Here is a 21,934-nt window from a genome sequence, read left to right on the forward strand (position 1 = left end):
CCCCCCCCGCACCCCTATTCCGCAGGCTCCGCGCCCTTCCGCCGCAACCAGCGGAACAGATAGATCACCGGCCAGCGCAGCACGCTCGCCCCCGCCGCCAGCAGAACCATCCCCCAGACCGGCCCGCTTTCCCACGTCACCCAGCCAAGGATCGGTATCCCCACGATGATCAGCGCGAAGGCCCGCCGCCAATGGTGATCCCGGCTCGGCAGCATCGCCGCGACATTCGCCACGATCAGCCAGAGGAAGGCCGTGATCAGCGCCCAGCTCATGCAGCCGCCCCCATCAGACGCGCGGGCAGGCCGTTCGCCCATGCCGAGATCGTCCCCGCGCCAAGGCAGACGACCATATCCCCCGGCCGCGCCTGCTCCTTCACCAGACGCGCCAGATCGGCCTCGTCCGTGATCCCCCGCGCATGCCGGTGCCCATGCGCGATCAGGCCCGAAATCAGGTCATCGCGCGACGCCCCCGGAATGGGCTCCTCGCCCGCCGCATAGACATCGGCAATCGCCACCACATCCGCCTCGTTGAAGCAGGTGCAGAACTCCTCGAAGAGGCTACTCAGCCGCGTATAGCGATGCGGCTGATGCACCGCGATGATCCGCGCGCCGGGATTGCCCGCCACAGCCTGCCGCGCCGCCTTCAGAACGGCGGCAATCTCCACCGGGTGATGGCCGTAATCGTCGATGATGGTGACGCCCCCCACCTCGCCCACGCGGGTGAACCGCCGGTTCACCCCGCCAAAACCGGCCAAAGCCTCGCGGATCTCGTCCTTCTTCATCCCCAGATGCCGCGCCACGGCAATCGCCGACAGCGCGTTGGACACATTGTGATCCCCCGGCATCGGCAAGGTGCAACCCTCGATCATCGCGCCCTCCCCTTCGTTCTGAAGGAGAACGTCGAACATGGCCTTTCCATTCCGATAGGACAGGTTGACCGCCCGCACATCGGCCTGCGCGTTGAAACCGAAGGTCACGATACGCCGATCCGTGACCTTCCCCACCAACGCCTGCACCTCCGGATGATCCGTGCAGCAGACCGCCAGCCCGTAGAAGGGAATGTTGGAAACGAAATCGAGGAAACCCTTCCGCAACGCGTCGAAGGACCCCCAATGCTCCATATGCTCGGGGTCGATATTCGTCACGATGGCGATCGTCGCGGGCAGCTTGTTGAACGACCCGTCGCTCTCATCCGCCTCCACCACCATCCACTCGCCGGCCCCGGCCCGCGCATTCGATCCATAGGCATGGATCACCCCGCCATTGATCACCGTGGGGTCGAACCCGCCCTTGTCCAGCAGCGTCGCCACCATCGTCGTGGTGGTCGTCTTCCCATGCGTCCCGGCAATCGCGATGTTGGACCGCAGGCGCATCAGTTCGGCCAGCATCTCCGCCCGCCGCACCACGGGCAGCTTCCGCCGCCGCGCCTCTTCCAGTTCCGGGTTGCCCTTCTTGATGGCAGACGAGATCACGACCACCGCCGCATCCCCGATATTCTCTGCCTTCTGCCCCTCGAAGAACCGCGCCCCCAGCGACACCAGCCGATCCGTGATCTTGCTGGCCTTGCTGTCCGATCCCTGCACCGGATAACCCAGCGTCATCAGAACCTCGGCGATCCCCGACATCCCGATGCCGCCGATCCCCACGAAATGGATCGGCCCCAACTCCATGGGAAGCTTCGTCGCCGCGTTCATGTCGAAATTCCCTTCGCCAAATCCTCGACCAGCGCCACCAGCCGCTCGGTCGCATCGGGGCGTCCCTGCCCCAGCGCATGCTGCGCCATGGCCACCGCCGCATCGGGCGAGGCCAGAATGGCCCCCATCTGCGCGGAGAGGCTTTCAGCGTCAAGCAGCTTTTCCGGAATCAACACCGCTGCCCCCACGTCAACCAGCCCACGCGCATTGGCCGTCTGATGGTCCCCCGTCGCCGCCGCGAAGGGGATCAGCACCGCAGGCCGCCCGATCACCGATATATCCGCCACCGACGAGGCCCCGGACCGGCTCACCACCAATTGGCACTCCGAAAGCCTGCGCGGGATGTCGCGGAAGAACGGCTCCACCTCCGCCACGATCCCGGCATCCGCATAGGCCGCGACCACACGCGGCAGGTCCTCCTCCCGCGCCTGATGCGCCACACGCAGATGCCGCCTTATGCCCTCGGGCAGCATAGCAACCGCCGCAGGCACCACGTCCGACAGCACCCGCGCGCCCTGCGACCCGCCGATCACCAAAAGGCTCATCGGATAATCGCCGGGCGGGATATACCCCGCCGCCGCCCGTTCCAGCACCGCCGCCCGCACCGGGTTCCCGGTATGGATACCCTCCACGCCAGCAGGCAAGGCGGTCGGCCACGTGCCGCAGGCCACCCGATCCACCCGACGCGCGAAAACCTGATTGACCCGCCCCAGAACCCCGTTCTGCTCATGGATCATCCTTGGCCGCCGCAGCACCCAAGCCGCCGCCAGCGCCGGGATCGTCGGATAACCGCCGAACCCCACCACCACCGCAGGCCGGTCGCGCAGCATGCCCAGAACCGCCGACAGCACCCCGCCCGCAATCCGGAACGGCACCGCCAGCTTCGCCGCAGCCCCCCCACGCGAGAAAGTGGCCGAAGCCACCTGCTCCACCTGCACCACATGGGGAAACCCGCCCGCATAGCGCGCGCCGCGCGCATCGGTGGACAGCTTCACCCGCCACCCCTTGCGCACCATCGCCTCGGCCAGCGCCTGCGCGGGGAACATGTGCCCCCCCGTCCCCCCCGCCGCGATCAACAGCAAGGGCCCCGCCATCAGCGCCCGCTCCGCCCGAAGATGTCGCCCATCTTCCCCTGCGGCCTATGCCGCGTCATCGCCAGCAACGCCCCGACCGTGATCCCTGCCGCAATCACCGAAGACCCCCCGTAACTCACAAAAGGCAAAGTCATCCCCTTGGCCGGCAGCAGCCGCACCGCCACCCCCATGTTGATCATCGCCTGCACCCCGAAGATGCAGGCAAGCCCCGTCCCCGCCAGACGGATGAACGGATCGCGCTCCTTCGTCAGCCGCATCAGCGACCGCACCACCACCGTCGTGTAAAGCGCGATGATCACGAGGACGAGGATCAGCCCGTATTCCTCCGCCGCCACCGCGATGATGAAATCCGTATGCGCATCCGGCAGCGACCATTTCACCTGCCCCGCACCCACGCCCACCCCGAAGAACCCACCTTCCTGAATGGCGTTCGTCGCATAGCCAAGCTGCGTGCGCGGGTCCACGTCCGGCGTCAGGAACCCGTCGATCCGGCGCGCGAAATGCTCGCTGCTCTCATAGGCGGCAAAGCCCCCCACGATCACCATCCCCACCACCGAAGCGATCAGGGTCATCGGCGCGCCCGCCACGAAATAGATCACGCCCCAACCGAACAGAACCAGCGCCGCCTGTCCGAAATCCGGCTGCATCGCCAACAGCCCCACAACGACCAACGCGATGACGAAACTGACCGTCTTCCCCGGCGGCCCGTTCAAATCGAAACTCGCCGCCATCATCCATGCGACGACGATGACGAAGGCAGGCTTCAGGAATTCCGACGGCTGCACCGAGGCAAAGCCGAAGGAGAACCACCGCACCGCGCCCTTGCCGAAATCCGTGCCAAGGAAGGGCAGCAGGCACAGCGCAAGGAAGGCCAGCGCAAAGCCAAGCATCCCCACCCGCCGCACCATCACCGGCGACATCATCGACACGGCGATCATCGCGACGATGGCCACCCCGCCGAAAAAGGCCTGCCGCTGCACATAGTAGAAGGGCTCAAGCCCGTTCCGGCTGGCCAGAGGCACGCTCGCCGCAAGGCCCAGCAGCAACCCGATGCCGAACAGCATCAGGATGCAGGTCATCGACCATTTGTCGATCGTCCTCCACCAACGCGGAAGCACCGGCTCCGTCACCCGTGAGGGCATGGAGCCATAGACCATCTCAGTCATGGGTTATCGCCTGTCGCCTGCACTGCTCGATGCCCGTTTTTCCGGGCTTGCCCAAGACTCTAGCCGATCTTGCCCCGCCATGCCAGCGCAAAGGCGGCCCTGATTCGCCCCAGATTCGCGAATCTGCCCGCAGGACCGCGCCTTTCCGCCCATCCCCCCCTCGCCCCCGCAAAAGGCAAAGCCGCCGCCCCTCGGGCGACGGCTTCCCCCTCTCTCCGAACGGCCTCAGCGCGCGACCATCACCGAACAATGCGCCCGACCGGACACATCCGCCGCGACCGACCCAAGCACAAGCCGCGACAGGCCCCGCTTGTCGCCCGTGCCCATGACGATGCAGTCATAGCCTTCCGTCTCGGCATATTGGACGATGGCCGGCGCCACCTCGCGCGCCACAAGCTGCACGCTGCCCGCACCCGCATGACCCGCGGCCTTCGCCGCCGCCTCCGCCTGCCCAAGGATCGCCGCCACCTGATCATCCGTCCAATGGTTGATCCGCGGGCTGCGCCCCGTGCCATGGGCCACGTTGACGACGCAGATCGTCAACCCCGCCCCGTATTTCCCCGCCATCTCCACCGCCCGCTCCAGCGCAAGCGCGGCATGTTCTGTCCCGTCCACGGGACACAAAATCTTCTGGAACATGTCTCAATCCTCCGATTGTCCATGCTGCCAGATTGCCCCGAAATCCCGCACGCCGCCTTGATGCAGGTCAGACGGTTCCGCCGGAACCGACACGCGCCGTCCACCAACGGTGACACGCCCCTCCAAGGCCCCGGCGGCCCGCCACGAACCTCCCGGCAAAGCCCGAAACCACGCCGACCGGACCGCAACGCCCATCGGGCCCACAAGGCAGCCAAGACCCTGCGGCCCCATCCCTGAAGATCGGCGCGCCAAGCCAAGGGACCTTTCCCAGTCCGCAAGACCCGCCCAGCCGAAGCACGCGCCCCCTACGGAAAAGCTCGCACCAAGCCGGGAGACCCCGCCCCGCACCGAAAGACCCAGCCCCAGCCGCAGGACACGCCTCCAGCCGCAAGGACACACCCCCGGCCGAAACACCTGACCCGAACCGCAAACCCAGACGCAGACCCAGACGATAGGCCCCGCCTCCGACGACTCACCACATCTCCGTTAACCTTAACGCCCCGTGTAGACAGCGCGCGTACGTACAGTTTGCCGCACAGTTTGCGGCACGGCGCGCGGCACGGCCAAAAGCCGCGAAACGGCGGAATTCATCCAGCGTCCGCAGCAACTTGCCCCAGCACCGCCGCGACCCGCGCCATGAAATCCTCCCCCCGTTTCTCGAAGTTCGGATACTGGTCGAAACTCGCCGCCGCGGGCGCCAGCAGCACCACCTCCCCCGCCTGCGCCTCCTCGGCGGCGCGGGCGACGGCGCGCTCCATCGTCTCGCAGATCTCATGCGGCAAGTCCCCGATCTGCAAGGCGAAATCCCGTGCCGAGTGCCCGATCAGATAGGCTTTCACCACTGATCCCAGCAGCGGCTGCAAGGCGACGATCCCGCCCTCCTTGCCCATCCCCCCGGCAATCCAGCGTATCTTCTCAAAGGCTTGCAGGGCCTTGGCCGCCGAATCCACATTCGTGGCCTTGCTGTCATTGACAAAGCGCACGCCGCCCCGCTCTCCCACCAACTGGCTGCGATGCGGCAACCCCGCAAAAGACCGCAGCGCCGCCTCGATCTCCTTCGGCCCAAGGCCCAGCGTCCGGCAGGCCGCATAGGCCGCGCAGGCGTTCTGATGGTTGTGTGCGCCGGGCAAGCCCTTGATTTCTCGCAGGTCTATCGCCGCCACCTGCCGCCCCTTGCGCCACTCCGCCAGAAACCCCTTCCGCGCGAAGACCGCCCAGCCGAACCCTTCCAGCTTGGTTCCCGAAGACACCCGGATCACCCTGTCATCCGCCGCCCCCGCCGCCAACTGGTCCGCCAGAAACCGCCCCTCCACCTCGTCCACCCCGATCACGGCGCGATCCGGCCCGCCTTCCGCAAACAGCCGCCGCTTGGCTGCGAAATAGCCCCCCATCCCGCCATGCCGGTCCAGATGATCGGGCGAAAGGTTCGTGAAAACAGCCACATCCGGGGTCAAGGCACGCGCCAGCTCCGTCTGGTAAGACGACAGTTCCAGCACCACCACCTCGCCATCCCGCGCGGGGTCAAGGTCCAGCACCCCCCGCCCGATGTTGCCCGCCATCTGCACCGGCCGCCCCGCCTCGTCCAGAATGTGCCGGATCAGAGCGGTCGTCGTGGATTTCCCGTTCGACCCCGTCACAGCCACCACGCGCGGCACCTGATCGAACCCGTCCCACTCCTTCGTCGCAAAACTCCGGAAGAACAGCCCGATGTCATTATCCACCGGCACCCCCGCCTCCATCGCCCGCGCGATCACCTTATGCGGTGCCGGGTAAAGGTGCGGAATCCCGGGCGAAACCACCAGAACCGCCACCCCCTCAAAGGCCCCCTGCCGCGTCAGGTCGACGGTGGCGAACCCTTCCGCCTCGGCCTTGCCCCGCGCCTCCGGGCTGTCATCCCACAGCAGCGCCTCCGCCCCCCCGGCCCGCAAGGCCCGCGCCGTGGCAAGGCCCGACCGCCCCAGCCCCAGCACCGCCACCTTCCGCCCCTGCACGCCCTGAACCGGGATCATCGCACCACCTCCGCCAAATCCTCCCCCATGGGATAGGAGAATCCGGCCCGAAGGAAAACCCCACCGCCTCCCTTCGTCTCGGCCCAAATACCCCCTTCTGCCGCGCGTCGTCTAAGCCCCGCCTCAGACACCCGCCGTCAGGGGTGAAACCCCGGCGGAGCCAAGCGGCGCAGGCCGCGCAGGCGACCTGAAAAACCCGCGCGCGCAGGCGCGCTCCGCTTCGCGACAGGCCCCGCTTGCGCGCCGCCCCGTTAAGGTATCTCCTGCCCCCATGCCGAACACCCTTTCCCCCTTCGCCCAACGGATGGAACAGGTCCGCCCCTCCGCCATCCGCGACCTCCTCGCGCTCGGCGCAGATCCCTCCATCCTCTCCTTCGGCGGCGGCTATCCCGATGCCACGCTCTTCCCGCGCGACCTCCTTCAGGGCGTCTTCCGCGACGTCCTCGCCGATCCCTCCGGCGATCCGCTGCAATACGCCCCCTCAGACGGCCTGCCCAAACTCCGCGCCCAGATCGCCGCGCTGATGACGCAGGACGGCACCCCCACCGCGCCCGAAGATGTCCTCATCCTGCAAGGCTCCCAGCAGGGCCTTGATTTCGCGGCCAAGATGCTGGTGAACCCCGGCGACATGATCTTGGTGGAGGACCCCACCTTCCTCGGCGCGCTCATCGCCTTCGCCCCGGCCCAGCCCCGCTATGCCGCCATCCCGATGGATGCCGATGGCATGGACATGGACGCGCTGGAGGCCACGCTGCGCGCCACCCCCTCCGCCCGCCTCCTCTACACCGTCCCCGATTTCCAGAACCCGACCGGCGCCACGCTCTCCCTGCCCCGCCGCCAGCGCCTGATCGACCTTGCCAACCAGCATGACATCATCGTGCTGGAAGACACCCCCTATCGCCACATCCGCTTTGCAGGCGACCCGCTGCCCACCCTGAAATCGCTCGATACCCAAGGCCGCGTCATCCATCTGGGCAGTTTCTCCAAGATCCTCGTCCCCGCCCTCCGCCTCGGCTGAGCCATCGCCGCGCCACCGCTCCTTGAAAAACTGTCCCTCCTCAAGGTCGCGGCCGATACGCAAACCTCCACCCTCAACATGGCCGCGACCTCCCTCTTCCTCGAACGGCACGATATCTGGTCCCATGTCGCCACCCTCCGCACCGCCTATGCCCGCAAGAAAGCGGTGATGCTCGACGCGATCCGCCAGCACTTCCCGCAAGATGTGACCGTGACCGATCCGCAAGGCGGCCTCTTCACATGGGCGCGCTTCCCGCAAGGCTTCGACGCCGCCGCCTTCCTGCGCGACCACGCCCTTCCCAAGGCGCGGGTGGCCTATGTCCCCGGTGGCACGTTCTTTGCCACCGCCCAGCAACCGAACCACGCCCGCATCAACTTCTCCGCCCAATCCGAAGACCGCATCCGCGCCGGGATCGCCGCCCTCGGCCACTGCCTGAAGGACCACCTCGCATGCCCGTGACCCTGCACAGCGCGACCCTCCCTCCCGCACCTGACCTGTCCGACTGGGCCACAATCCCCACGGCCATCGCCATCGACACCGTCCCCGGCGCACGCCAGATCGACCCGGACATCCGCCCCCTGCGCCCGGCAGGGCAGCAACCCCGCCTCATGGGCCGCGCCGTCACGGTGGAGTGCCTCGCCCCCGATTTCGGCGCCGTCCTCCACGCGCTCGACCTCACGGGTCCCGGCCATGTCCTCGTCATCGCCGCGCGCGGCCACCGCGACCACGCGATGATCGGCGACATCCTCTCGAGCCATCTGCGCGCCAAGGGCGCATCGGGCGTCATCGTCGACGGCGCGATCCGCGACACGGGCACGATCGGCCAATGGGACGATTTCGCCGCCTTCGCCCGCCACATCACCCCACGCGGCCCCACCGGCGCCACCGAAGGCGGCGTCAACGGCCCCGTCACCTTCGCAGGCACCCTCATCCATCCCGGCGACCTGATCCTCGGCGATGATGACGGCCTCGTCTGCCTCCCGCCCGAAACATGGGTCGCAGGCCTCGCCCCCGCCCGCGCCAAACTCGCGCTGGAGGATACCTGGACCCGCGCCCTGCGCGACGGCACCGCAGCGCAGGCCTTCGGCCTTCCCGCCCCCTTCCGCCGCTGACACCGTCAGCCCGATTTTTCGCAGAAATATCGCCCCTACCGCTCCAACAGCAGCGCCGTCCCGATCCCCCCGGCGGCGGCAATCGCACAGAGCCCCGATCCCGCCTCCAGATCATGGAAGGCCCGAACCGCCAGCACCGCGCCCGAGGCCCCGATGGGATGCCCCCGCGCCAGCGCCCCCCCCTTCCGGTTCACCCGCAAAGGGTCCAACCCCGCCCCTTCCACACAGGCGATGGCCTGCACCGCATAGGCCTCCATCACCTCCGCCAGCGCCAGGTCCCCCGGCCCGATCCCCGCCCGCCCCATCACCTCCCGCATCGCGACCAGCGGCGCTAACCCCGGCTCCCAAGGCACCGATCCCCGCGTCGCCCCGCCCGCCAGACGGCAGGCCCGCCCGGCCCCCGCCGCCACCCGCTCCGACACCACAAGGACAAAGGCCGCCGCATCCGCCGCCACCGCCGCCGTGGCCGCCGTCACATCGCCCGCCACCACCTTCGCCCGCGCCGCCAGCGCAGGGGTCAGGTTGCGCGCAAAGGCATCCCGCCCCACGCCCGCCACCGGCACGACCTCGCCGCCCATATCCGCCGCCCGCGCCTTGCGATGGCTCGCCACCGCCCAATCCTCCGCCCGCGCCCGCGATATCCCCAGCCGCCGCCCCAGCGCATCCGCCGCCGCCGCCATGTCCGGGTCGCGCTCCGGCCACGGGGTGAAGGGTGCGGCGTCATAGGGGGCCGCTGCCCCCGGCATCCGCCGCTCGGGCCTTTGCGAATGGCTCTCCACCCCGCCCGCGACCACCACCTCCGCCATCCCCGCGCCGATCAGCGCCGCCGCCAGCAGCACCGCATCCAGCCCCCCCGCGCATTGCCGATCCACCGAAAGTCCCGCCACCCGCTCCGGCAGCCCCGCCGCCAGCGCCACCCGCCGCGCCGGGTTCCCGCCCGGCCCGATGGCATTGGCCAGCACGACCTCATCCACCTGCCCCGGCGCGATCCCCGCCGCCTCCAGCAGGGCCACCACGACCGGCGCGCCCAATGCCTCCAGCGACAGGTCCCGAAAGCCCCCCCCGCGCGGCACCACCGCCGTCCGCTTCCCCCCGATCAGATAGACGCCCATCCCGCCCCCCGGTTCTTGGGCGGAACACATGCCCCTTCGTCTCGGCCCAAATACCCAAAAGACGCCGCCACGCGCGCGCGCCCCCGGCCTTCCATAACACAGCCCCTCACAACCCCGCCTCCGCCGCGATCCGCGTCAGATCCGTCTTGCCGCTGGCCAGTTCCGGCCAATCCGCCCGCCAGATCACCGCCTTCGGCGCCTTCAACGGCCCCAGCTGCTGCCGCGCCGCGCGCAGGATCTCCGCCTCGCGCCCCGCATCGCCCAGCATCACCGCCACCAGCACATGTCCGCGCATCAGGTCCGCCTTGGGCAGCACCGCCACCCGCCGCACCCCCGGCAACCCCGCCAGAAAAGCCTCGATCTCCTCAGGAAAGACGTTCTGGTCGGCCACCGTCACCATCCGCCCCACCCGCCCCGCCAGATACAGCTCCCCCCGCTCCATCCAGCCCATCTCGCCCACCGACAACCACCCCCCCTGCCGCAGCGCGGGCATCCCCCGCCTCCCGGCATAGCGGTCGCACAGGTATGGCGACTTCACCCAGATCTCGCCCACGCCACCCTGCCCCAGCACCACGCCGCCCGGCGACCGGATCTCCAGCCTGACGCCGGGATAGGGCCGCCCCACGCTCCCCTCGGCACAGGTCGCATCGGTCAGCGTCACGAAAGAGGCCTCCGCCGCGCCATAGAATTCCCGCACCTCCGCCCCCGGCGCGATGGCCCCCAAGGCCGCGCGCAGCACCGCATCCAGCTTCGATCCCCCCACGATCACCCGCCGCAGCGCCGGAAGCGACGCAGCCCCCGCCTCCACCATCAGCCGCAATTGCGCAGGCGTCGCATAGAGAACCGCCACCTCCCGCGCCCGCAAGGCCGCCACCTGCGCATCCGGGCGCAGCCCCGCCAGAAGATGCACCTCCGCCCCCAGACAGGCCCCTTCCAAAGCCCCGTAAAGCGACAGCGAATGCACCATGCGCCCCGGCACAGCGACGCGTACCCCCGGCCCGATCCCGAACAGCCCCGCATTCACCGCGAAACTCGCGCACCAACTGCGCTGGCTGCGCCGGATGCGGCGCGGCGCCCCCGTCGATCCCGATGTCAACGTCTCGAAGACAGGCCGCCGCCCCGCTTCGGGCGCAGGCATATCCTCGCCTCCCACCCGAAAGGGCAGCCCCGCCGCCCCCCGCGCCAGCGCCGCCGCAACCGCCACCCCGCAGGGCGCAGACGGGATCACCGCGCCCGGCACCTCGGCAACAGGCCGCACCTCCGCCCCATCCGGCCCGACGATCCGCGCCTCGGGATGCCAGCGGAACCTGTCCGGTATCGCCACCCGCCGCGCCGCGCCCTGCACCATGGGCCGCTACTCCGGCCGGAACCGCGCCGAAAGGCCCCGCGCCGCCTGCGCCAGCAAGGAAATGTCCATCCCCACCGCCGTGAAGGTCGTCCCCCATTCCATGCAGCGCCGCGCGAAATCCGGGTCCGGGGTCAGGATGCCCGCAGGCTTGCCCGCCGCCACGATGGCCCGGATGGCACCTTCGATGGCCGCCGCCACATCGGGATGGCCGCTATTGCCCGGATGGCCCATGCTGGCGGCAAGGTCGGCCGGCCCGATGAACAGCCCATCCACCCCGTCCACCGCCGCGATCTCGGGGATTCGCGTCAGGGCCTCGGCGGTTTCCACCTGCACCAGCAGGCACAATTCCTCTTCCGCCCGCAGGTGATACCCCGCCACCTGCCCAAAGACCGAGGCCCGCGTCATCCCGGCCACGCCCCTGATGCCGCGCGGCGCATAGCGCATCGCGGCCACCGCCGCCCGCGCCTCCTCCGCCGATTGCACATAGGGGATCAGCAGAGTCTGCGCGCCAAGGTCCAGAAGCCGCTTGATCAGCACCACGTCATTCGACGCAGGCCGCACCACCGCCTGCGTCCGATAGGGCGCCATCGCCTGCATCATCGGCAGCGTGTCGGGCACATCGGTCACCGCATGTTCGGTGTCGATCACCACCCAGTCATAGCCGCAGGTCGCCAGCAATTCCGTCACCAGCGAACCGGGAATGGAATTCCACAGCCCGATCTGTTGCCGCCCATCCTTCAGCGCGCGCTTGAACCTGTTCTGCGGCAGCATCATTTCGTCACCAGCGTCTTCATCCGCCGCAGCGCCAGCAGATAGCCTTCCGTCCCGAACCCCGCGATCACCCCTTCCGCCCGCAGGCTCACATAGGAATGGTGCCGGAAGGCCTCGCGCTTGTGGACGTTGGAGATATGCACCTCCAGCACCGGCCCGTCGAAGGCGTTCAACGCATCGAGGATGGCCACCGACGTATGAGTGAAGGCGCCGGGATTGATCACGATCCCCGCCCCCTCGCCCCGCGCGGCATGGATCCAATCGATGATCTGCCCCTCATGGTTCGACTGGTGGAAGCGGATCGAAAGACCCAGATCCTCGGCCAGCGCAGCGCAGGCATCGGCCACGTCCTCCAGCGTCTCGCGCCCGTAGATCTCGGGCTGCCGCATCCCCAGAAGGTTCAGATTGGGGCCGTTCAGGATGAAGATGGGCTTTGCCACGATGCGCTGTCCTTGCGAAGGCTGTCGCGCGCGACGTTAATCGCGCCCCCGCCCCGCCGCAACCATGGCCGTCCGCGCTCAGGGCCCGAAAATCCTTCTCCGAAGGATTTCCCCCCCGCCCCGGCCATTTCCCGCCGAACGCGCCCCCGCATCGCGACCGGGCGCGCGCCGCGCGCCCCAAAATTCTTCGCATGAAGAATTTTCCCCCGCCCGCCACCAAGCAGCCAAAAACGGGCGTCCGCTCCAAAAGGCGACCCGCCCCACCACCCCACGGGAGCCGTGCGGGATGGCAGGCCGGATCAGGAACGGACGCCCAGTCAGCCACTCCTCTGGGGACAGAGAAGTTCCGTCAAACCCTTACGCCACCTTCTCCAGCGCCACTTCCGGCGTGATGCCCAGCGCGCGCACCACCGCCTGCGTCAGATGCGGCCGGTTCAGCGTATAGAAATGCAGGTCCTCCACGCCCCCCTCGATCAACCGCGCGCAGAGGGTGGAGCAATGCGTCAGCGCCAGCAGATCCTCCCGCCCGTCCCGCGCCGCCACCCGGAAGGCCTCGTCCAGCGCGGCAGGCACATGCGCCCCACAGCGGGCGGCGAATTTCTTCGCCCCCTCCCACGAAATGATCGGCAGGATGCCCGGAATGATCGGCACGTTCACCCCCGCCTTCACGCAGGCATCGCGGAACCGGAAATACGTATCCGCATTGAAGAAGAACTGCGTGATCGCGCTCGACGCCCCGGCATCCACCTTGCGCTTCAGATGCTCCACATCTGCCCCCGCAAACCCGGCATCCGGATGCGGCTCCGGATAGGCGCCAACGCGGATCTTGAACTTCCCCGTCTTCGCCAGCGCCTCCACCAGCTCGACGCTGGACGCAAACCCTTCCGGATGCGCCGTGAACCGCTCCACGCCCTTCGGCGCATCGCCGCGCAGCGCCACGATCTCCGTCACACCCGCCGCCGCATAGGCCTCCGCGATCTCCAAAGTCTCGGCCTTCGTCGCATCGACGCAGGTCAGATGCGCCGCCACGTTCAGCCCGTAATTCCGCCCGATCGCCCCGACCGCCTCATGCGTCAGCTTCCGCGTGGTGCCGCCCGCGCCATAGGTCACCGACACGAAGGACGGCTTCAGCGGCGCCAGCATCTGCACCGTCTCCCACAGCCGGAAGGACGCATCCAGCGTCTGCGGCGGGAAGAATTCGAAGCTGATGCGCGGGGTCGACATGGAAACACCTCATCCTTTGATGCCCCCTTGTCCCATATCGGCTCATGTGAGACAAATTCATAATACTCATCATCAACATGAATCTGCCGCATAACCATGCATCTCGAATTCCGCCACCTCCGCACCATCCGCGCGATCCATCAGGCGGGCGGCCTCGCCCGCGCCGCCGAAATCCTGAACATGACGCAATCCGCCCTCTCCCATCAGGTGAAGGGGCTGGAGGATCAGGCGGGCATCGAACTCTTCGTCCGCCGCTCCAAACCCATGCGCCTTTCGGCGGCGGGCCTGCGCATGCTGAAACTGGCGGAAAGAATCCTCCCCGAAATCGACGCGCTGGAAGAGGAATTCCGCGCCCTCAAATCCGGCAAGACGGGCCGCCTGCACATCGCCATCGAATGCCACGCCTGCTTCGACTGGCTCTTCCCCGTCCTCGAACAATTCCGCCACGCCTGGCCCGAGGTGGACGTCGACATCCGCGCAGGGCTGGCCTTCGACGCCATCCCGGCCCTCCTGCGCGAGGAAGTGGACCTCGTGATCTCCTCCGACCCGCTCCGCCTCGACGGGGTCGTCTACAACCCGCTCTTCGATTACCACCCCACCTTCGTAGCCTCCAAGGACCACCCGCTGGCCTCGAAAGACTGGATCGGGGCCGAGGATTTCCGCGACGAAATCCTCATCACCTACCCCGTCTCCCGCGACAAGCTGGACGTCTTCACCGAACTCCTGACCCCCGCCAAGATCGAACCCCGCGGCCAGCGCCCCGTCGAACTGACCGCCGTCATCCTGATGCTGGTCGGATCGAACCGCGGCGTCTCCGTCCTGCCCGACTGGGTCCTGCGCGACATCCGCAGCAATGCCGATTACGTCACGCGGCCCTTGGGCCCTAAGACCATCACCCGCCGCCTCTACGCCGCCACGCGGCAAGAGGATGCCGCCAAACCCTTCATGGCGCATTTCCTCCGTCTCGGCCGCACCGAGCCGGTCAAACTCCAACGCGGCTGAAGCGGTTTTTGACGCAAAAACCGCGCCGGAATTTGACCCAAATTCCGGCCCCATGCGTCGGCTAGACCCCGATTTCTGCGTGCAGAAATCGTCGCGAAATCTGCGTCAGATTTCGCCTCCCCGCCCCCGCTCCCGCGCAAGCGTCGCCGCCTCCACCTCTGCCAGCCGCCGCAGGGCCCCCTCCACCCCCGACCGCCGCACCTCCCGCTCCCAGACCCGCCGCGCGCTCACCGCCGACCACGGCAGCGCCGCCTCCTTCAGCCACAGCCGCAGCGGCGCAGGCAGCGCGTCATGCGCCGCCATTGGGCACCCCGCCCGCCACCGCGCCATCGGGGACCGCAGGTTCCTCATGCCGCCCTCCACAGCGGGAAGGGATCCGCCATCCCCTCCCAATCCCAAGGCGCGAACTCCTCCGCCTTGACCAAGGCCCCCTCCAGCGCCGCCTCGATTGCCCTCCGATCCATCCCATGCCCGATGAACACGATCTCCTGCCGCCGGTCCCCCCACGGCTCCGACCAGACCGCCTGCACCGATGCCAAACCCTCGCCCCCCTTGGGCCAGCGCGCCTGCGGCACCGCCGCCCACCAACGCCCCAGCGGCGCGACCGAACTCACCGCCCCGGCCAGCGAAAACTCCGCCGCCCAATCCGGCCGCGTCGCCAGCCAGAAATGCCCCTTCGCCCGGATCACCCCCGGAAGGTCGCCATTCAGCACCTCATGCACCCGCGCCGGATCGAACGGCCGACGCGCGCGAAAAACGAAACTCTCGATCCCGTATTCCTCGCTCTCCGGCACATGCGAGGCGAACCCGTACAACTCCTTTGCCCAAAGCGGATGCTCCGCCGCGCGGTCGAAATCGAACAGCCCCGTCCCCATCACCGCGCCCAATTCCACTGCGCCCCGATCCACCTCGATCACCCGCGCATCCGGGTTCAGCGCCGCGATGATCTTGCGCGCCGCATCCACCCTCTCCGCCCCCGCATCACTCACCTTGTTCAGCACGACCACATTCGAAAACTCGATCTGCTCCACCAGCAGGTTGACCAGCGTCCGCCCGTCCCCCTCCGGCACCTCCACCCGCACTGCCAGGAAATCGTGGCTGGAAAAGTCACGCAGCAGGTTCACCGCATCGACCACCGTCACCATCGTATCCAGCCGCGCCACATCCGACAGGCTCACCCCTTCCGCATCGCGGAAGTCGAAGGTCGCGGCGACGGGGAGGGGTTCGGAAATCCCGCTCGATTCGATCAGCAGATGGTCGAAGCGACCTGCCTCGGCCAGTTTCCGCACCTCCGACAACAGGTCATCGCGCAGGGTGCAGCAAATGCAGCCATTGGTCATCTCGACCAGTTTCTCCTCCGCCTGATGCAACTCCGCCCCCGCGCGGATCAGGTCGGCGTCGATATTCACCTCCGCCATGTCATTGACGATCACCGCGACCCGCAGCCCCTGCCGGTTGTTCAGGACATGCGACAGAAGCGTGGTCTTCCCGGCCCCGAGGAAGCCGGACAGCACGGTGACGGGCAGGCGGGGATCGGCGGCGGGCATGGGCAACTCCGTAATGTTATAATATAACTTATTTCGCGCAAATCCGTCCGGAAGTCCAGCCCCCCGGAGCAGGCCCTGCGGCCAAGGTACCTTGGCCGAGGGGCCTGACGACTCACCCGGTCGGACGAATGGTTAACCCTCTGGGACGACACCGCGCGTATGCACAGTTTGCGGCACAGTTTCCGGCACGGCCCCCTGCCCCCCCGAAAGCGCCGGGCTTCGGAAATTTACGCAGTGCCCGCAGACACTTGCGCCCCTGACCCGCCATCGGCCAAACACGCGCCCCCGGCCCCGCCTTCACGCAAGCACCGCAGCTCCGCAGGATGCAGGAAGGGATGGCACAGGGCCCTTCCCTCCCTCTCTCCACGGCTGTCGTTCAGTTCAGATCGAAGTCCGACGCCGCCAGCGACGTCACCCCGGTCAGGGTCGCCACGACGATGGCCGCCGCCCCTCCCTGCCCGTCGGCGTCCCAATACAGCCGCCGATCCGCGCTGTTGAAATAGAACCAAGACTCGCCCGCAGTCCCTGCCGAATTTCCGTTCCGGAACCGAAGGTTGGCATCCATGCCCGCGAAATCCGCCGTATCGAACATCAACCGGTCCGTCCCGCTGACGAAATCGGTGATCGTGTCACCCCATGGCGCGTCGTCCGAAAAGCGGTTGGAAAAGCGGAAACTGTCCGCCCCCAGACCACCGGTCAACCGGTCGAACCCAGCGCCGCCTTCCAGCGTGTCATTGCCGGCCCCTCCCACGAGCGTGTCATTGCCCGCATCTCCGAACAGGAAGTTGTCCACGCCGTTCCCGGTGAAGGCGTCACCGAACCGCGTCCCCCAAAGATCCTCGATGCTGACAAGCGTCTCGATATTTCCATGCCCGTCATTACGCACCTGCCCGGAGACGCGCGCCATGTTCACCACCGCCCCCATGCTCTGGAAATCCATGTAGAAATCAACCGCATCACGGCCCTCGCCACCGCGGAACACATCCACCCCCTGCGCCCCGGCGAAGTAGTTGTCGAACGCATCCCCGATGAAGGTGTCGTTTCCCGCAGTGCCGATGGCACCCTCGATCCCCGACAGCCGGTCGGTATTCCCCCAGCCATCTGTCGCCCGGCCTAGCGCAAGGTTCACCACGACGGCCAATTGGCCGCCGAACTCCAGGTCGCGGTCATGGCGGACGATGTCGAACCCGCCGCCGCCACCGGCGATCGTGTCATTGCCCCGCAACCCGCTGAACCATTCGTCATTTCCCGATCCGGTAAAGCGATCCGCCATGCGCGACCCGAGCACCTCTTCGATCGACTGCAGGCTGTCCGTCCCGCCCCAACTGTCGATCGCAACGCCTGTCGCCAGATTGACATTGGCCCCCCGAAAGGCCGTTCCATCGAAGAACGTCTCCGCCAGCGAATAGGTATCCTGATCCGCCCCGCCGAAGATCGTGTCATTCCCTGCATCCGCCTTGATGAAGTCGGACCCTGCCCCGGCATGGATGACGTCATTGCCGGTGTTGCGTCCGCCGATGATGTCATCCCCATTGTCCGATCCATAGATCGTGTCATTCCCGGCCAGCATCAGGGAAAAGACGTCAAAGCCGTTCCCCGGCCGATACTGGCCGAACCGGAACCAGCCGAAGACGAAGTGATCGAGATCCGTCAGTTCCAGCGAAAGCCCCGTCACCGTCATCCATGTCACGCCCTCCACCGCAAGCATGATGGACTGCACGTTGCCTGAAAGGGGCCATGCCGGCTCGTCGCTGCCATCGTCGAAATAGGTGAACCCCGTGCCCGTCACCGTGATCAGCACCGGCCCCGCATAGGTCTGGGTGGCCAATGTCACCGATGTCGGCGAGGCCGTGCCCTGAATAGACACGTTCGGATCCTCGATATCGTACTGGAAAAGATCCGGCAGCCAGACGGATTGCGTATCGGCTGCATTGGTAAGCGTCAGAATCGCCATGACTAAGAACCCCTGTCACTCGAAAAACACGTGAAACAAGCTATCGTCCCAGCGCGCTTTCCCCAAGCCCTTTTCCGCACCCCCTTTCCTTCCGGACCTCCCCCGTGTAATGCCCCCGTCTTGATCCCAAAACCCGGAGCCCGCCCATGCAAGGCAGCGCGAACCTCAACCTGATGATCAAGGCCGCACGCAAGGCAGGCCGCGCGCTCGTCAAGGACTTCCGCGAGGTCGAGAACCTTCAGGTCTCCTCCAAGGGGCCCGGCGACTTCGTGTCTAAGGCCGACCGCGAGGCCGAGCGTCTGATCAAGGAAGAACTCATGGGCGCCCGGCCCACCTATGGCTGGCTGGGCGAGGAGACGGGAGAAGAGGACGGACAGGACCCGACACGCCGCTGGATCGTCGATCCGCTGGACGGGACCACCAACTTCCTGCACGGCATGCCGCATTGGGCGGTATCCATCGCGCTGGAACACAAGGGCGAAATCGTCTCGGCCGTGGTCTATGACGCGGCGAAGGACGAGCTTTTCTGGGCCGAAAAGGGCGCCGGCGCCTGGATGAACGACCGCCGCATGCGCGTGTCGGGCCGACGCGAGATGCACGAAGCAGTGTTTGCCACCGGCGTGCCCTTCGGCGCGAAATCCACCCTCCCCGCCACCCTGCAGGACCTTGCCCGCCTGATGCCAGCCTGCGCCGGTGTCCGCCGCTGGGGCGCGGCCTCGCTCGACCTCGCCTATGTGGCGGCGGGCCGCTATGACGGCTATTGGGAACGCGAACTTAAGGCTTGGGACATCGCGGCGGGCATCCTTCTGGTGAAGGAAGCGGGCGGTTTCGTATCGGCCATCCGCGATGGCGACGAACCGCTTGTGAAGGGCGCAGTCATCTGCGGCAACGAACCGCTCTTCGAACCCTTCCGCAAGATCATCCGCGGCGAGTGACGGGCCCGCATGGCCCCGTCACTATCTGGGCTATGGACCCTTAAAGAAGCACATCCCCCTGCGCCAGCGCGGCGACACCGGCCAGTTCGATAACCAGATCGGCCGCGCTGTCGCCATTGACATCCATCTGCACGAAGACGCTCCCGCGCCCCGCGTCGCGATACCAAGTGACCGAATGCGCCACCGCATCCGTGCTTTCACCGGCCCAGAGAAAGGCCGCGTTGCCCGCCGTGCCGACGTTGGCATCGATGGCACGCAGCCCGATGCGATCGACGCCCGTCTCGAAATCGGTTACCAGATCGGTCGCACCACTGCCATCCGTCCGCACGTCCACGGGACGGAAGACAAAGACATCCGCCCCGCAGCCACCCGTAAGCGTGTCCTGTCCGCGCAGCCCGACGAGGCGGTCATCCCCGGCCCCGCCCCGCAGCCAGGAATTCCCAGCGTTACCACCAAGGACAAGCCCGTCGGGACCCGTATAGCCCGAGGCATCTACATGCTCGAACTGCCGCAGCAGCAGCATGCCCTTCCCGATCCGTCCGCCCAAAAGCTGCACCCCGTTCAGAGAGAGCAGCCCGTCGCCTTCGATGACCAGCGTGTCCTGCCCCGCGCCCCCGCGAATGCTGTCCACAAGAGAAAGCGTCGCTGCATCGCCCCGCACCACATTTGTTCCAGCATCCGCAAAGGAAACGATGTCCCGCCACTCGGTCAGGGTCACGACGCTGGCATCCGACACCAGCCCCAGATCGCGGCGCAGCAGATGATCACCGAATTCATCTGCATATATCACACGCACATCCACATCGAAGTCATGCATGTCGAAACCGGGGGTAAAGCTCCCATCCACCGAATTGCGAACCACCACCTGCCCGCCCCGCCCCGTCAGGATGAACTGATAGGACACCGCGGTCGGCGCATCCGGATCGACCAACGCGGCCGTCACCGTCTGCCCCTCCACCAGACGGCCCTGCCCGTCCAGCCCGGATAGCTGGATCTGCCCCGCCGTATTCGTGGCAAAGCCCAAGGTCAGCGTGAACTGGTCCTCCGCGCTGGCCCCAGCCCCATCCTCCGCCGTCACGATGATGTCGAACACACCCTGATCGCCCGCCACAGGCCGCCCCGTCAGTCGCCCCGTCACCGGATCGATCTGCATCCAGTCGGGCAGCGCCGAGCCATCCGCCAGGCGCGCCGAAAAGGTCAGGCTGTCATCCGGATCCGCCGCATCGGAAAACCCCGATCCCAGATCCAGCGAGATGCCAGCCGCAATCTCGCGCGGAAGCAGCGACCGGGTCACATCCGGCAGGGCGTCCACCACCTCGGGCACATCGTTCACCGCCTGCACACGCACGGTCCCCGTCACCACCCGTTCCGCCGTCAACCCGGTTTCCACATCGGTCACGATCCCCCGCGCCGTCAGCGTGAAGGTCCCGTTCCAATTCTCGGGCGGCGTCATCGTCAGCCCGGCAAGGTCCATCCCCTCGACCGAGGACAAAAGCCATGTGCCATCGGCCTGCGCGACCCCCATGCTGAAGGTCGCCCCGGCAGGATGGCCCGAAAGGACGATATCCAGCCGGTTGCCCGCCTCCACCGATCCGGTCTCCACAAGCAGGACATTCCCGATCGCGCTGTCATCCTCCGCCCCGATCACCTCCAGCCGCAGCAGCAGAAGCGATCCGATATCGCCAGATGTCGGCGCAGCGCCGCCCAGAACGATTGTGCCATCCGTCAGCACCGCGATGGGCGATTGCGGCACCATGTCGGGTATGCTGAGGTTGCCCGCAAGTTGGAACACGCCTCCCACAAAGTCGCCATCCGCCTCGAAACGCTGTCCCCGGACTGTGTTTCCTTGCGACCAGACGACCAGATAACCACCATCCGGCAGCGCCACCACCTCGGGGTTCAGTTGATCCGCAGCCGATCCTGTATCCAGCCGGACAGATTGACCCACCGCCTCGCCCGCGGCATCGAAGTGCTGGATGACGATGTCCCGCCCTGTCGCCGGATAACTCGCGACCCATGCGATGACAAATCCGCCGTCGTCACGGGGCAAAACCGATGCATTCCACATGTCGTCCGGCTCTGGAACCACGCCCGGCACGCCGACCGTGAAGGCAGACCCATCCGGTTGCCCGTCAGCGCCGAATATCTGCGCCACCGGAGTAAAGCCCGACCCGCCCGCCACAAGCCAGACGGCAATCACCCGCCCATCCGCCAAGACCTCGACAACCGGCGCGACGCGCAAGTCAGGACTGCCCACCAAGGCCGCCTCGCCCAAGGGGGCACCCTGCGCATCGAAACGCTGGATGACGACATCGAAATCCCGCTGCGGGTCCACCCGGTTCCAGACCACAACAAAGCCACCATCCGGCGTGGCGCGGATATGCGGCTCAATCTCGTCGTCCGTGGTCGATGTGCCAAGGGCGATCCGGCCTCCGACAGGCGTGCCGTTGGCGTCGATGATTTGAACATAGCTGTCCCGGTGGTATCCAGCGACGCTTCTCTCCGGTGTCAGGATAGCTTCCACCATCTCATAGGCGATCGCGATGCGACCATCGCTCAGCTCGGTCAGTGTCGCGTTGGCGTTCGAGCCGATGAACAGGCCATCAGCAAGATCGACAACATTCTCCGGCACCACGCCACGCCAATTGAAAACTGGCTCGCCGTTACTGTTGAAGCGCTGAAAGAGCACATTTCCAAAGACGGAAACCACCGCAAAGCCGCCGTCTGACAGCGCCTGAATAGAGAAATCCGGCAAAGCAAGAAGACCGGCATCCGCCCGCGCCAGAACCGCAGGTTGGGGGGCGATCGACAGGACAGGTGCGGCGGGGGGAAGGGCAGTCGGCATCACGAAACCTCACTCTTTAAATCCA

At 67.1% G+C, this 21,934-nt stretch carries 18 protein-coding genes and 1 pseudogene; 4 read left to right on the forward strand and 15 right to left on the reverse strand.

The window, feature by feature from the left end:
• Positions 1 to 14 precede the first annotated feature (14 nt).
• From TabM4_RS13325 to murD, 6 genes are all read right to left on the reverse strand, one after another.
• A complete protein-coding gene (locus tag TabM4_RS13325; protein ID WP_434613144.1) occupies positions 15 to 272 on the reverse strand; it encodes a DUF2484 family protein in 258 nt (85 codons plus the stop codon).
• A complete protein-coding gene (gene murC / locus TabM4_RS13330; RefSeq protein WP_434613147.1) occupies positions 269 to 1,693 on the reverse strand; it encodes a UDP-N-acetylmuramate--L-alanine ligase in 1,425 nt (474 codons plus the stop codon). Before murC ends, TabM4_RS13325 begins: the two co-directional genes overlap by 4 nt.
• Positions 1,690 to 2,787 carry a UDP-N-acetylglucosamine--N-acetylmuramyl-(pentapeptide) pyrophosphoryl-undecaprenol N-acetylglucosamine transferase gene (locus TabM4_RS13335; protein ID WP_434613149.1) on the reverse strand — a complete coding sequence of 366 codons (1,098 nt, stop codon included), beginning with the start codon at positions 2,785 to 2,787 and terminating at the stop codon, positions 1,690 to 1,692. The genes murC and TabM4_RS13335 overlap by 4 nt, the downstream gene beginning before the upstream one ends.
• A complete protein-coding gene (locus tag TabM4_RS13340; protein WP_434613152.1) occupies positions 2,787 to 3,953 on the reverse strand; it encodes a peptidoglycan glycosyltransferase FtsW in 1,167 nt (388 codons plus the stop codon). The genes TabM4_RS13335 and TabM4_RS13340 overlap by 1 nt, the downstream gene beginning before the upstream one ends.
• A gap of 225 nt (positions 3,954 to 4,178) precedes the next feature.
• Positions 4,179 to 4,592 carry a universal stress protein gene (locus TabM4_RS13345; protein WP_434613154.1) on the reverse strand — a complete coding sequence of 138 codons (414 nt, stop codon included), beginning with the start codon at positions 4,590 to 4,592 and terminating at the stop codon, positions 4,179 to 4,181.
• A gap of 587 nt (positions 4,593 to 5,179) precedes the next feature.
• Positions 5,180 to 6,601, reverse strand: a complete 1,422-nt coding sequence (murD, locus tag TabM4_RS13350) for a UDP-N-acetylmuramoyl-L-alanine--D-glutamate ligase (RefSeq protein WP_434613157.1) — start codon at positions 6,599 to 6,601, stop codon at positions 5,180 to 5,182.
• A gap of 304 nt (positions 6,602 to 6,905) precedes the next feature.
• Here murD and TabM4_RS13355 point away from each other — a divergent pair.
• A pseudogene (locus TabM4_RS13355) lies at positions 6,906 to 8,078 on the forward strand (PLP-dependent aminotransferase family protein).
• Positions 8,069 to 8,731 (forward strand): RraA family protein, encoded by a 663-nt coding sequence (locus tag TabM4_RS13360; RefSeq protein WP_434613160.1) that lies wholly within the window; start codon positions 8,069 to 8,071, stop codon positions 8,729 to 8,731. The pseudogene TabM4_RS13355 and the gene TabM4_RS13360 overlap by 10 nt, the downstream one beginning before the upstream one ends.
• Positions 8,732 to 8,766: 35 nt before the next feature.
• Here the strand turns inward: TabM4_RS13360 and TabM4_RS13365 are convergent, their stop codons facing one another.
• The 5 genes from TabM4_RS13365 to metF form a co-directional block, all read right to left on the reverse strand.
• Positions 8,767 to 9,873 (reverse strand): thiolase family protein, encoded by a 1,107-nt coding sequence (locus tag TabM4_RS13365; protein WP_434613163.1) that lies wholly within the window; start codon positions 9,871 to 9,873, stop codon positions 8,767 to 8,769.
• A 76-nt stretch (positions 9,874 to 9,949) separates the two neighbouring features.
• The gene (locus tag TabM4_RS13370; RefSeq protein ID WP_434613166.1) at positions 9,950 to 11,191 is read right to left on the reverse strand and encodes an AMP-binding protein; all 1,242 of its coding nucleotides are present in this window, start codon (positions 11,189 to 11,191) and stop codon (positions 9,950 to 9,952) included.
• Positions 11,192 to 11,197: 6 nt separating this feature from the next.
• The gene (locus tag TabM4_RS13375) at positions 11,198 to 11,965 is read right to left on the reverse strand and encodes an aldolase/citrate lyase family protein (RefSeq protein ID WP_434613169.1); all 768 of its coding nucleotides are present in this window, start codon (positions 11,963 to 11,965) and stop codon (positions 11,198 to 11,200) included.
• A complete protein-coding gene (aroQ, locus tag TabM4_RS13380; protein ID WP_434613172.1) occupies positions 11,962 to 12,402 on the reverse strand; it encodes a type II 3-dehydroquinate dehydratase in 441 nt (146 codons plus the stop codon). Before aroQ ends, TabM4_RS13375 begins: the two co-directional genes overlap by 4 nt.
• 357 nt (positions 12,403 to 12,759) lie before the next feature.
• Positions 12,760 to 13,626: a methylenetetrahydrofolate reductase [NAD(P)H] gene (metF, locus tag TabM4_RS13385; protein WP_434613175.1), complete on the reverse strand. Its 867-nt coding sequence runs from the start codon at positions 13,624 to 13,626 to the stop codon at positions 12,760 to 12,762.
• Positions 13,627 to 13,722: 96 nt separating this feature from the next.
• Here metF and TabM4_RS13390 point away from each other — a divergent pair, with 96 nt between their 5' ends.
• On the forward strand, positions 13,723 to 14,628 hold the full coding sequence (locus tag TabM4_RS13390) for a LysR substrate-binding domain-containing protein (protein WP_434613178.1): 906 nt from the start codon (positions 13,723 to 13,725) through the stop codon (positions 14,626 to 14,628).
• A 105-nt stretch (positions 14,629 to 14,733) separates the two neighbouring features.
• Here the strand turns inward: TabM4_RS13390 and TabM4_RS13395 are convergent, their stop codons facing one another.
• The 3 genes from TabM4_RS13395 to TabM4_RS13405 all read right to left on the reverse strand — a co-directional run bounded on the left by TabM4_RS13395 (position 14,734) and on the right by TabM4_RS13405 (position 18,129).
• Entirely contained in the window at positions 14,734 to 14,979 is a 246-nt protein-coding gene (locus TabM4_RS13395) for a DUF6525 family protein (RefSeq protein WP_434613181.1), read from the reverse strand.
• The gene (locus TabM4_RS13400) at positions 14,976 to 16,175 is read right to left on the reverse strand and encodes a GTP-binding protein (RefSeq protein WP_434613183.1); all 1,200 of its coding nucleotides are present in this window, start codon (positions 16,173 to 16,175) and stop codon (positions 14,976 to 14,978) included. Before TabM4_RS13400 ends, TabM4_RS13395 begins: the two co-directional genes overlap by 4 nt.
• A gap of 376 nt (positions 16,176 to 16,551) precedes the next feature.
• Positions 16,552 to 18,129, reverse strand: coding sequence for a hypothetical protein (locus tag TabM4_RS13405; protein ID WP_434613186.1), 1,578 nt, complete (start codon positions 18,127 to 18,129; stop codon positions 16,552 to 16,554).
• 146 nt (positions 18,130 to 18,275) lie between these two features.
• Between TabM4_RS13405 and TabM4_RS13410 the strand changes: the two genes are divergently transcribed.
• On the forward strand, positions 18,276 to 19,064 hold the full coding sequence (locus TabM4_RS13410) for an inositol monophosphatase family protein (protein WP_434613189.1): 789 nt from the start codon (positions 18,276 to 18,278) through the stop codon (positions 19,062 to 19,064).
• Between the two features lie 40 nt (positions 19,065 to 19,104).
• On the opposite strand, the gene TabM4_RS13415 is transcribed toward TabM4_RS13410, so the two are convergent.
• Positions 19,105 to 21,909: a putative Ig domain-containing protein gene (locus TabM4_RS13415; protein ID WP_434613192.1), complete on the reverse strand. Its 2,805-nt coding sequence runs from the start codon at positions 21,907 to 21,909 to the stop codon at positions 19,105 to 19,107.
• Between the last annotated feature and the right edge of the window lie 25 nt (positions 21,910 to 21,934).

This window comes from Tabrizicola sp. M-4 (genome assembly GCF_051132405.1).
Classification (GTDB): Bacteria; Pseudomonadota; Alphaproteobacteria; order Rhodobacterales; family Rhodobacteraceae; genus Paragemmobacter.